The following is an 11,355-nucleotide window of genomic DNA, read 5'->3' as shown; positions in this document are numbered from 1 at the left end:
GTTTCCGCAACGCTAGTCTCGGCTTGACGAGGGAGAAACACAGTGACGACAGCGTGGTCGCCGAGCCGACTCGGCAACCTGACCGGCAAACGCATCATCGTGACCGGAGCAACCAACGGCGTGGGCCTGGGCACCGCGCGTCTTCTCGCCCGCGCGGGCGCGCACGTGATCATGGCGGTCCGCAACACCGAGTTGGGCGCAGAGCGCGCCGCCGAGATCGGCGGCTCCACGTCGGTCGTCAAACTTGATCTCGCCGACCTCTCGACGGTCCGCGCGTTTCCCGATCTGCTCGACGGCGACGTGGACATTTTGATCAACAACGCCGGAGGAATCACCCAGCACCGAGCCGACACTATCGACGGATTCGAGATGACAATGGGCACAAACTTTTTGGGGCCGTTCGCGCTGACCAACCTGCTGTTCGGGCGGGTGCGCTCGCAGATCATCAACGTCGGGTCCGATGCCCATAAATCGGCGACCCTGCGGCTCGACGACATGCATCTGCGCTTGCACCGCTGGGCGGCGTACCCGGCGTATGCGCGTTCGAAACTCGCGGTGATGCTCTGGGGCCTCGAACTCGACCGCCGCTTGCGCGCCGCGCAGTCCCGGGTGACGACCCAGCTCACGCACCCGGGTTGGGTGGCCTCCAATCTGTCCCACGTATCCGACAAGCCACTGATGGCGGGTTTTCATCGCGTGGTCGAGACGTTGGCAAGCAGATTCGGCAACGACATCGACGAAGGCGCCGCGCCGACGCTGTACTGCATCAGCGAACCGATTCCGCCGGGCAGCTATGTCGGCGTCGACGGCCGGCTAGGTCTCAGGGGCGGGCCGGTCCTGATCGGCCGGTCCGTCGTCGCGTGTGACTACGAAGCCGCCGCGAAGGTGTTCGAGTTCGCCGAAAAGGAAACCGGGACAAGCCTTTTGGTTTAACTACGGCGCAGCAGCGGCGGCTATGCCGGCGTGGCGAGGATCGCCACTGCGTCGCCGCCGACCGCCACGCCCGCGGACCCGATTCGGTCGACTAGCCTTGCCCGGAGTTCGGACGCCTTGTCGGCGGGAAGTATCAGCTGATGGGAAAAGGTGAACGCGATATCGACCCACTGTTGTGCGGAATAGTGCAGGTCATGCGGATAGCGCCGCTGGGTGACGGTGAAGCCTGCGGCGGTGAGCAGGTCGACGATTTCGTCGGGATTGCCGTCGGCGCTGCGCCGATCGACGTTCATGTAGTCCCGGTAGATCGACTCGAAATCTGCACGGGTGGGGTTGGTTGGTCTCAACCGGTTCCAGATCAGCGCCAATTTGCCGCCGTCGCTGAGGATGTCACGCACCTTCGGTAGCGCCACCGCCGGATCAACCCAATGAAACGACGCGGCGAAGACCACCCGGTCGAATCGACGCCCCGCGGGATCCCACTGCTCGAATGTCGCGATCTCGAGCGGGATACCCTTCGCCTGGGCAACCGTGGCCATCCGGGTATCGGGCTCGACCGCAAGGAGATCGGCGCCTCGTTCGATGAACTGCATCGAGGCGATACCAGTGCCGGCGCCTGCCTCGAGAACACGGCGAACGCCAGGCGCCAGCACGTCGTCGATCATTTGGTCGGGATAGCGCGGACGGTGTGTGTCGTAGTTCTGCGCCGCGCCGCCAAATGAGTTGGCGCGCTCGCGATTAGTGAACAGGTTCAGTCGCGGTGGCATGGCGCCGAGACTAGCGGCGCAACTTATGTCCTGGCTGTGAAGTAATCGTGGGCCTGCTCACTACTGCTTGACCGTTGCGAGCGTCCGCTCGAGAGCGCAGAGGCACCAGTGGCCCGGCACCCCTTTCAGCTCGTGCTCGCCGCGGTCGGCGAACCGGTGGCGCGAACCGGTGACAATGTCGCGCACCGTCGACGACACCAGCACTTCGCTGGGCCCCGCCAGCGCGGCGACGCGCGCACCGATGTGCACGGCCATCCCGGCCACATCGGCCCCGCGCACTTCGACCTCGCCAGCGTGAATGCCTACCCGTACCTCGATCCCCAGCACCCGGATCGCGTCGGCTAGGGAGTCGGCACACGCGATCGCCGCACTGGGGCTGGTGAAGGTCGCGACGAATCCGTCGCCAGCCGTGTTCACTTCGCGACCGCCGAACCGTTCAAGTTCGTGGCGCACGATGGTGTCGTGGCTGTCCAGCAGGTCTCGCCACCGGTCGTCGCCGAGCACGGCGGCGCGCTCGGTCGAACCGACGATGTCGGTGAACATGATCGTGGTGAGCACCCGCTCGGCGCCGAAGCCGCCTCGTACGCCGGTGACGAACTCTTCGATCTCGTCGAGCATCGGCGCGGTGTCGCCGACCCAATAGAGGGCATCTGCTCCAGGCAGCTCGACGAAGTGTGCTCCGCCGATGTGCTCGGCGATGTAACGGCCGTTGGCTATTGGGCAGAACTCCGAGTTTTCGCGGTGCAGAACCAGCGTCGGTGCGGTAATACGTGCCAGGGTGTCGCGGACATCGCAATGCCTGACGGTCAGGATGATGGCGCGGGCCATGCTGGGTGAGGCGGCCCGGTTGCCGGCCATGTCCCACCAAGCGCGGAACGCGTCGTCGCCGACCATGCCGGGAGCGATGAAGCCGAGCATGTCGAAGCCCTGGTCGACAGCATCCGGTTCCATCGCGACCGTCGTGTAGGGGTCGTCGTCGATGATTTCGAACCCCATTGGATAGTCGGGGGCACGCAGGGTACGGGCCGCGCCGTTGACGATCACCAGGTTGCTCACGCGCTCCGGATAGTCGGCCGCGAGAATGAGTCCGGTCATCGAGGCGAACCCGGGGGCGAAAATCGTCGCCCGCTCGCATCCGACCGCATCCATCACCGAGATGGCGTCTTTCGCCCAGAACTTCGGTCCGATCAGGTCCAGCGACGGGGCCCGCGACGAGAGGCCGACCCCGCGCTGGTCGAGTCGGATCACTCGGCTAAAGGAGGCCAGGCGCCGGTGAAAGCGGTACATCGACGGCTCGGCATCGATCGTGTCGATCGGGATGGACGGCCCAGGCAGCACCAGCATGTCGGTCGGGCCATCGCCGAGCACCTGGTAAGCGATGTCGACTTCGCTACAAGTTGCGTAGCGAGTCCGCGGAACCTGCGCCACCGTTACAGGTTAGTTCAGCGCACCGACGTGATTATCAGGTCGTCATGCGGTGGGTCCACGGTGACGGGTATGCAGGTATCAGACAGCAGCGGGAGGAGAACGCCATGCAGATGACGGGCAACACGATCCTGGTGACCGGAGGCGGCACCGGGATCGGCCGCGGCCTGGCCGAGTCATTTCACCGGTTGGGCAACCAGGTCATCATCGCGGGCCGACGCCTCGAACCGCTTCGGGCGGTGGCCGAAGCCAACCCGGGCATGCAGTATCTGTCGCTGGATCAAAGCGACCCCGGCGACATCCGGCGATTCGCCATCCAGCTCACCGACAACTACCCGGACCTCAACGTCGTCGTCAACAACGCCGGCATCCAGCGCGTTGAGAACCTCACTACCCCTGGCGCCGGCGCGGCGGAGCAGACGGTCAACATCAATCTGCTGGGACCGATCAGGCTCACCGCGGCATTGCTGCAGTCGCTGCTCGGAAAGCCGCATGCGGCAATCCTCAACGTCACGTCCGGGCTGGCGTTCATGCCGAGCGCGCTCACACCGACGTATTGCGCGACCAAGGCAGCGATGCATTCCTACACCCAGTCGCTGCGTTTTCAGCTTCGCGAGACCTCGGTCCAGGTGATCGAAATCATTCCGCCGCAGGTGCAGACCGCGTTGCAGGGCGAGCGCGGATTCAACCCGAGGGCAATGCCGCTGGATGAGTACATCACCGAGACGATGACGCTGTTGGAGACCCAGCCGCAGGCCGATGAGATCGTCGTGGAGCGGGTCAAGGGGTTCCGGTTCGCCGAGCGGGATGGGCGATACGACGACATCTACCCCGGATTCAACCAGATGATGACCGCGACGCTGGGCCAGTGAGGGAGGGCAGCGATGCGGGTATTGATGGTCGGGGCAACCGGGCGTCATGCGCACTGGGTGTTGCGTGAGCTGATCGAACGCGGCGTTTCGGTGCGCGCTTTGGTGCGTAATCAGCAACGGGCAGAAGTTGCCCGACAAAACGGCGCCGCGGAGGTCGCCATCGGGGACCTCACCGAACCGGCTTCCCTCTCTGACGCTTTCGTAGGGATGGATGGTGTCTTCCACATCGGCCCGGCACATGCGGCCGGGGAAGCGGAAATGGGCGTGGCCATGGTCGACGCCGCTCGAGCCGCCGGGGTGCGAAAGTTCGTGTTCTCCGGTGTCATTCACCCGTCGATCTCGGCGATGACGAATCACGCCGCCGCGAAGCTGCCTGTGGAAGAGGCGCTCTACAGCTCGGAGCTGGATTTCACGGTGCTGCAGCCGGCGCGGTTCATGCAGAATTTCGAGCGGTCGTGGAACGACGTCGTCGAGCACGACCGGTTGGCGCAGCCTTACTCGTTGTCGGCCAAGATGTGCTCGGTGGACTACCGCGACGTCGCGGAGGTCGCCGCGATGGCGATGACCGGTACCGAGCTCAGCTACGGCACATTCGAATTGTGCGCGCCGGGAATGCAGGACAGCCACGAAACCGCCGAGATCATCAGCGACGTCCTCGGCCGACCGATTACCACGGTGCAGATACCGTTGGAGCAGTTCGCATCACAGCTGCCCGAAGGGCCGTTCCGCGATGGCATGAGCCGCATGATGGCCCACTACGACAAGCACGGCTTGCCGGGCGGTAACCCCCTGGTGTTGCGCTCGATCCTGCGCCGGGAACCCCGGTCACTGAAGGACTACTTCCGCGAACTAGCTTCTCGCTAAGGCAAATTGTGATGAACTGGAATAGCTCGATCGATACCAACGAAATTTCCGTCGAGTAAGTGCGCTTACCACTGATACAGCGGAAAACCAAAAAACCTCGCCGTACCAATCGATCGCGGCATGCATGTCTGGATCGGTTAGTCCGACATGATTTATAGCAAGGGTGGCCTCGGGTTCGAACGGCATTGGCGTTTCTTGCGTTTCATGTGACCGTCGGTCAGTCTTTCCACGACCAGTCGTTCACGGGCCGCAGTGCTTCCACCCGCAACGTCTGCACGCCGCGGTCGATCTGCTGCTCGACGGGGTGGTTCGCACCCGTGGTCGACTGTGGCTGGCCAACCGCGACGACCAAGTGATGTGGCTCGAATCAGCGGGCGGCGGGTTGCGGGTTGCCTCCGCCGGAAAGTGGTTGGCGGCCATGACCGCATCTGAAGTGGCATACGTCGACCCGGAACGGCGGGCGTTCGCGGATCTGATGTGGGAGTACCGGTTCGGCGATCGGCACACCTCGATGACGATCCTGGTATGCGGCGCCGACCCGGTCGAGATCGTCGATGCGTTGAATGGCGCGCTGCTCAACGACGACGAGATGGCCTGCCCGCAGAACTGGAGCCGCTACGACGATCCGTTCGGTGACTGGCACGAGGACCCCTGCTACGAAACACCCGATATGGCAGGGGAATTCACGGCACGCCGCAAGAGCGACGGAGAAGTCTGATGAAACCTGGCATCCATCCCGAACACCATCCGGTGGTATTTCAAGACGCCACTACCGGGGCGTTGTTTCTCACGGCGGTCGAAGTGTCCTGCGACTCGCACCCGTTTTGGACCGGCGCACGGCGCGCTCGATACCGCCGGTCGAGTGGAAAGGTTCTACCGACGTTACCGCCAGCGCTGATCAGTCTGGCGGTATCGGCAGCCCCGAACACACGGCGCGATATCCGATCACCGGTGACACCCAGTCGGCCCACTGGCTGTGACTCATGTTGGCGGTCAGCTTGTCGCAGATCAGGTCGGGCGCGGGATCTACGGTCCAAAACCGGATTGTCTGGTCGTCGCTCCCGGAGGCGACGCGTCGGCCATCGGGGCTAAACGCCACGCTGTGTATCGCGCCGGTATGGCCGCTCAGTGGCGGCGCCAACGGTCGACCGGTGTCGGCGTTCCACAGCCGGACGGTTTTGTCGTCGCTGCCGGAGGCGATGCGCTTCCCGTCGGGGCTGAATGCCACGCTCGCTACCCCGCCGCCGTGTCCAGTCAGCGGTTTGCCGATGGGCTGCCGGGTGTCGGGATTCCATAGCCGCACCGTCTGGTCGGCGCCCCCACTTGCCAGCCGGTGCCCATCGGGGCTGAACGCCACGCTTCTCACCAAGGCGCCGGAACCGGTGAGTGGTGCGCCGATGGGTTGGCCGGTGTCGGCGTTCCACAGCCGAATCGTGTTGTCGGAGCTTCCCGAGGCGATCCGATGTCCATCGGGGCTGAATGCCACCGTGGCTACAAAGCTGGTGTGCCCGGTCAGTGGTTTCCCGATGGGTTGGCCGGTGTCGGCGTTCCATAGCCGCACCGTCTGGTCGTAGCTTCCGGAGGCGATGCGGTGGCCGTCGGGGCTGAACGCCACGCTGAATACCTCGTCGGTGTGTCCTGTCAGCGGCGCACCGATAGGTTGGCCGGTGTCGGCGTTCCACAGCCGCAGCGTTTTATCCCAGCTGCCGGAAACCAACCGATGCCCATCGGGGCTGAACGCCACACTCATGACGTTCCAGGTATGTCCGGCCATCGGCTGGTCGGCGTCCCAGACTCGCAAGGTCTTGTCGGCCCCGCCGGACGCGATGCGCTGACCGTCGGGACTGAATGTTGCGCTGAATACCGCGCCGGCGTGGCCGACGAGCGGTGGCACCAGGAGTCGTCCGGTGTCGGGATTCCATGTCCGAATGGTGGCGTCGTAGCTCGCCGAGAGCAGCCGCCGTCCGTCGGGACTGAAGTCGACACCGAACACCGTGTCGGTGTGCCCGGTGAGGGATTGGCCGATGGGTTGGCCGGTGTCGGCGTCCCACAGCCGTACGGTGTGGTCCTTGCTGCCGGATGCGACGCGGTGCCCGTCGGGGCTGAACGCCACGCTGAGGACCTCGTCGGTGTGCCCGGTGAGGGGTTGGCCGATGGGTTGGCCGGTGTCGGCGTCCCACAGCCGTACGGTGTCGTCGTTGCCCCCGTCGCCGGAGGCGATGCGGTGCCCGTCCGGGCTAAAGGCCACGCTCATGACGAGTCCGGTGTGACCGGTCAGCGGCGCTCCGATCGGTGTGCGGGTGTCGACGTCCCACAACCGCAGCGTGGTGTCGTCGCCCGCGACCAACCGGTGTCCGTCAGGACTGAACGCTACGGGCGCAACGGATCCCTGGCCTCCGATCAGGGGTTTGCCGATGGGTTGGCCGGTGTCGGCGTTCCACAGCCGCACGCTGCCGTCGTTTCCGCCGGTGCTGGCCAAGGTATGCCCGTCGGGGCTGAAGGCGACCGCGAACGCGTTGTCGGTGTGACCTCTCAGGGGTTCGCCGATCGGGCGCAGGGTGGTGGCATCCCAGAGCCGCACGGTTTTGTCGTCCTCGGCGGTGGCGATGCGATGCCCGTCAGGACTGAATGCAACCTTGTTGATCTCAGCGGCCGTGTCGGTCATCTTGACCGTGTTGAAGCGCATGGCCAGCGCATGCAGCAGTGCGCCGTTGTCGGGCGTGTTGACCAGTGTTCGTGCGGCGAGCAGTTCCTGGAAGGCGCGGGTGTCGCCGCCGGCGCTGGCGAAGGCGAGCATCGACTGAGTGTCGGAGTTCAGCCGCTGCGAGATCGCCTGGTTACGTTGTCGGATGGCCTCCTGCCGCTGGACGACCGCGACGCCCGCGGCGATGACCGCGACGACAGTCAGGACAGCCAGCCCCGCGACCGCTGCTGCCCGCAGGCGCCGGAAGCGCCGCTGCTCGCGCAGATCATCGCTGGCGAGTTGGTCTTTGGGCTTGCCGTGAATCGGAGCGGCCAGCGCGGTCACCTTCTCGCGGAACTCCGGCGCGCGGTAATCCCACGGTGCGTCGTTGCTGACGTCGATGAACAGCGGCTCGAAGGGCAGCGCACCGGCCTCGGTGAGCACTGGTGGCGCCGCGTTGGAGGCCTCGGGGTCAAACCGCGCGGTCTGTTGGTCCCAGTGCAGCTGCCCGTCGACCAGCACGAACATCAGCTGATCGAGGCCCCGATGCTGCAACCAATAGCTGATCTCCTGGTTGACCCAATGGGATTGGGCTGCCTGCGGCGAAAGCGTGACGATGAAAAACCGGGACCGATCCAGCGCATCGACGATGCGGCCCCATAAGTCCGGGTTGGCCGTCAGATCGGTGTCATCGCGAAACACCCGCAGCGCCCGCAACTGACCCAGCCGTCGCCCAATCCGGTGCAGACCCTTCTGAATACCCGAAACCGCGGGCCGGTCCCGATGCGTGTAGGACAAAAACGCGTCGTAATCGAACGACGCTGACGGCCCTGTCGGCGGGTGATCCGCAGGCTCCGTCGCATCTGGTGCGGGCTTGGCGGCCACGGGCTCACTTTGCCAGTCGGCGAACCGGGCCGGCGCAGAAGCGCAAAAATCTTCTTCGACCGTGGTTTCAGTCGCGAATAACGCCTTTGTTGCGCATCAGGAAATCGGCCAAAAACCCGTCGTGCGGGATTTGGGGCGCCCCGTAGTACGTGGGGTGCTGGCCGCGGTACAGATTGGCGATGGTCGGCTCGGCGAGCAGATCGTCGATCAGCTCTTCATCGTTGGTGATCGCGTTGATCACCAACGAATGCCGTAGCGGATCCACACCGTCGGAGCGCGACCACGGCGAGACCCAAACACACGGAAACGGCAGCTCTACGTTGAGCTTGGCGGCGTCGGGTTTGGCCATCAGGTGCACGGCCGGGCGCAGTGCGGCGCAGCCGTCGGTCAGCGCTGCGACCACCTGATCGGAGCCGAGCACCGGGGTGGTGCCTGCTGCCGTGGCCGCCAGATAACTCGCCAAAGCCTTTGCCTGGTCGATGTTTTGGGTGGGCAGGGTCGCTCGCTCATCCTCAGTAGGCAGCACCGGAATCGCCGATAGCCGTTCGCCGATCGCATGGGCTAGCGGGGCGGGGTCGCCCTCGTAAAGCACGGCGGTCGTGTTGACGCACGCGATACCGCCCAGGTTGGCGATCGAGTCGGTGATGACGTCGAGGTAGTCGCGCCAGTCCTGCTCGGCGGTGATAAGGATCTTGGCCCGGCCCGGGCCGTTGACCAACACCGTCGGGTCGTTGGCGTACCTGTCGACGACGTCTTGACTTCCGTAGACCATGGCGAGGTCGGCCGACCGGATGATCTCGTCGGCTCCGCGATGATCCGTAGGCAGGTATGTTGCGTCTTCCGGGCGAAATCCGGCTTCCCGCAAAGCGTGAACCAACCGGTGCGCGGTGAGCGGCTCGCGGCGTGATGGGCGGACGGCCACCCGGTATCCAAGCGCGAGCGCCTGAGGCCACAGCCCGTGCACTCCCGGGCCGTTTCCAGAGGCCAGTACGCCGAACACGTCGCCCCGCCGCACCCACACCGCAGCACCGTCGCGGGTGCGCTCGTCGCGCCAATCCGGGACAGCGCCCTTTGGTCGGGCCAGCTGCGCCACACCGAATGCCGAGGCGACAGCGTCGGCGACGCCGCGGGCGCTCGAACGGGTTACCGCGATCGGAACCCCGGAAATCCGGCTGGCCAGCTCGGCGTAAGTGTCGAAGTCCAGCCCCGCGATCACCCCGGTTGCGAAAGCGTCCGCGGCCTTGGCCAACGCGGCTTCGCGTTGTTCCGCTGGCAGCGGTCGGGTGTTGCGTTGAGCGCTGATGGTGCGCGAGACATACAGCGGCGGCACGATGCTGAGATCGACAACCGCGACACCGGCGGTGGTCGCGACAATTTCGCGGTTGCGGGTCTGGTACGCGCCATTGGGGCCGAGCGCATCGATGCGCATCAGTAAACGCCTTCGATGACGGGCTCGCCTTCGAAAGCTGCGACGGGCTTTACCTCGCTGAGCGAATCGCCAACTTGGCCTTCAGGTCCGGGCATCCTGATCGCGCTGTCACGCTCCAGGTTGTTCGGCAGGAACATGCCCTTGCTGATGTGGTTCATCACCACCTGGCCGCGTTGTCCGTAGGGCACTTCTTCGCCGGTGTCGGGATCCACCACCGAGAAAACCACATACGGCGTGCGCGGATCGAAGACGAACGGCTCACCGTCGCCGTCCTGGCGGGTGACCGCTTGCGAAAGAATCATCGTGCTGCCGAACACCATGGTGATCGCCGTATTCGGGAAGATTTCGCGGAGCAAGTCGAGCGTGTCGAGGTCCACGTGCGCGCCGCTGAGCAACGTGAAGCGGATCTTCTCGTTCACCAGGTTGGCCACGTGATCGTTGCGGGCTATGGCCTCGAGCAGCGGAGGAGTGGTGTGCAGATTCGCCACGTCTTGGGTCTGAAGAATGTGGACGGCCTGCTCGATGAGGTGGTCGACGTAGCCTGATACCTCGCAGGTGGCGTTGCGGGCGGTAATCTTCTTGACCCAGCGAGGATCCAGGTCGATCGCGTGAAAAACCGAGCCGAGCCGCTGCGAGACCAGACGAGAAAAGTAGCCCACGCCGTGTGGCCCGCTCGGCATCATGCAGACGAAATCACGGCCGTGCAGGAAGCCGCCGGTGTCGAAGTCCTCGGTTTGCCATCGGATAACTTGCTCGATCCAATCTGGCAGCTGCACAGTCCTTTTGGGCGCACCCGTGGTGCCACCGGATTCGAAGATCTGCGGCACCGGCGGCGGCGATCCGTAGCCACGCGGGATCAGCTCTGCGATGGGCACGCTGCGCAGTTCGTTCAGCAAGTTGGGGAACAGCCGCAAATCCGCGAACGTGTTGACGTCGGTCAACGGGTTGAAGTTCAAGCTGCGCGCCGCCCGCAACCAGAACGTGCAGCCGGTATCTTCGCCGAAGTGCCAGGCTATCGCTGCGCGTAAGTACGCATCAGGGTCGTCAACCGGCGCCGACCGCGGCACATCCAGCAATGAAAAATCGACATCGGCCATGCCACCGATCATGTCGCAGGCCAGATCGCCCGAGCAATCGACAGGCAGCCATCGGCTAAACCGGGAAGGTTTTTCGTACGCCGTTCACGGCTTGTAGCAGCACAATTTTCCAAACCGACATCTCCCGGACTGGAACAACACGCGCCCGGGTTTCGCGTAACAGAAGCACGCGCACCGACATCGATGAGCAACCCCTACGTGGCCGAGGAAGCAGCCTGGTTAGCTCTTTGGAGGTTCAGGCCTGGAACGGCCGCCAGCGGTTTTCCGGTTGGGCGAGACGGTCGGCAATCACCGACAGCGTTTGCACGTTGTGGCCGTATCCGAGGTGGCTGCTGCGCACTTCGACGTTTTCCGTCTCCGGAGCAGGCAAGCTGGTGCAGCACTGCCAGGCCACGATGCC

At 64.7% G+C, this 11,355-nt stretch carries 9 protein-coding genes and 2 pseudogenes; 5 read left to right on the top strand and 6 right to left on the bottom strand.

Annotated elements, in window-relative coordinates:
- Positions 1 to 42: 42 nt before the first annotated feature.
- Complete coding sequence (locus tag VEI45_RS11895; RefSeq protein WP_324853353.1) at positions 43 to 933, top strand: SDR family NAD(P)-dependent oxidoreductase; 891 nt, start codon at positions 43 to 45, stop codon at positions 931 to 933.
- Positions 934 to 953: 20 nt separating this feature from the next.
- On the opposite strand, the gene VEI45_RS11890 is transcribed toward VEI45_RS11895, so the two are convergent.
- Both VEI45_RS11890 and VEI45_RS11885 read right to left on the bottom strand, forming a co-directional pair.
- Complete coding sequence (locus tag VEI45_RS11890; RefSeq protein ID WP_324853351.1) at positions 954 to 1,700, bottom strand: class I SAM-dependent methyltransferase; 747 nt, start codon at positions 1,698 to 1,700, stop codon at positions 954 to 956.
- A gap of 60 nt (positions 1,701 to 1,760) precedes the next feature.
- Positions 1,761 to 3,128: an adenylate/guanylate cyclase domain-containing protein gene (locus VEI45_RS11885; RefSeq protein WP_324853349.1), complete on the bottom strand. Its 1,368-nt coding sequence runs from the start codon at positions 3,126 to 3,128 to the stop codon at positions 1,761 to 1,763.
- A 104-nt stretch (positions 3,129 to 3,232) separates the two neighbouring features.
- Here VEI45_RS11885 and VEI45_RS11880 point away from each other — a divergent pair, with 104 nt between their 5' ends.
- Both VEI45_RS11880 and VEI45_RS11875 read left to right on the top strand, forming a co-directional pair.
- The gene (locus VEI45_RS11880; RefSeq protein ID WP_324853357.1) at positions 3,233 to 3,997 is read left to right on the top strand and encodes an SDR family oxidoreductase; all 765 of its coding nucleotides are present in this window, start codon (positions 3,233 to 3,235) and stop codon (positions 3,995 to 3,997) included.
- A 12-nt stretch (positions 3,998 to 4,009) separates the two neighbouring features.
- The gene (locus VEI45_RS11875; protein ID WP_324853347.1) at positions 4,010 to 4,861 is read left to right on the top strand and encodes an NmrA family NAD(P)-binding protein; all 852 of its coding nucleotides are present in this window, start codon (positions 4,010 to 4,012) and stop codon (positions 4,859 to 4,861) included.
- On the opposite strand, the gene VEI45_RS26470 is transcribed toward VEI45_RS11875, so the two are convergent.
- A complete protein-coding gene (locus VEI45_RS26470; protein WP_414687462.1) occupies positions 4,847 to 4,987 on the bottom strand; it encodes a hypothetical protein in 141 nt (46 codons plus the stop codon). The two genes, VEI45_RS11875 and VEI45_RS26470, sit on opposite strands and share 15 nt — an antisense overlap.
- 115 nt (positions 4,988 to 5,102) lie before the next feature.
- On the opposite strand from VEI45_RS26470, the pseudogene VEI45_RS11870 reads away from it, so the two are divergent.
- Positions 5,103 to 5,579, top strand: a pseudogene (locus VEI45_RS11870) (GTP-binding protein); the annotation flags it as partial.
- A pseudogene (rpmE, locus tag VEI45_RS11865) lies at positions 5,579 to 5,759 on the top strand (50S ribosomal protein L31). The pseudogenes VEI45_RS11870 and rpmE, both read left to right, overlap by 1 nt.
- Here rpmE and VEI45_RS11860 read toward each other — a convergent pair.
- From VEI45_RS11860 to VEI45_RS11850, 3 genes are all read right to left on the bottom strand, one after another.
- Positions 5,760 to 8,429 (bottom strand): TIR domain-containing protein, encoded by a 2,670-nt coding sequence (locus VEI45_RS11860; protein ID WP_324853345.1) that lies wholly within the window; start codon positions 8,427 to 8,429, stop codon positions 5,760 to 5,762.
- Positions 8,430 to 8,496: 67 nt separating this feature from the next.
- Positions 8,497 to 9,861, bottom strand: coding sequence for an aldehyde dehydrogenase family protein (locus VEI45_RS11855; RefSeq protein ID WP_324853355.1), 1,365 nt, complete (start codon positions 9,859 to 9,861; stop codon positions 8,497 to 8,499).
- A complete protein-coding gene (locus VEI45_RS11850; protein WP_324853343.1) occupies positions 9,858 to 10,955 on the bottom strand; it encodes an AMP-binding protein in 1,098 nt (365 codons plus the stop codon). Before VEI45_RS11850 ends, VEI45_RS11855 begins: the two co-directional genes overlap by 4 nt.
- Positions 10,956 to 11,355 lie beyond the last annotated feature (400 nt).

The organism is Mycobacterium sp., from assembly GCF_035623875.1.
GTDB lineage: Bacteria > Actinomycetota > Actinomycetes > Mycobacteriales > Mycobacteriaceae > Mycobacterium.
This window is presented reverse-complemented; position numbering and strand designations above follow the sequence as displayed.

Bases quoted from the DNA above. Each gene is read 5' to 3' on its own strand.
- VEI45_RS11890 (WP_324853351.1), bottom strand. From the start codon at position 1,700: ATGCCACCGCGACTGAACCTGTTCACTAATCGCGAGCGCGCCAACTCA.
- VEI45_RS11880 (WP_324853357.1), top strand. From the start codon at position 3,233: ATGCAGATGACGGGCAACACGATCCTGGTGACCGGAGGCGGCACCGGG.
- VEI45_RS11875 (WP_324853347.1), top strand. From the start codon at position 4,010: ATGCGGGTATTGATGGTCGGGGCAACCGGGCGTCATGCGCACTGGGTG.
- VEI45_RS26470 (WP_414687462.1), bottom strand. From the start codon at position 4,987: ATGCATGCCGCGATCGATTGGTACGGCGAGGTTTTTTGGTTTTCCGCT.
- VEI45_RS11850 (WP_324853343.1), bottom strand. From the start codon at position 10,955: ATGGCCGATGTCGATTTTTCATTGCTGGATGTGCCGCGGTCGGCGCCG.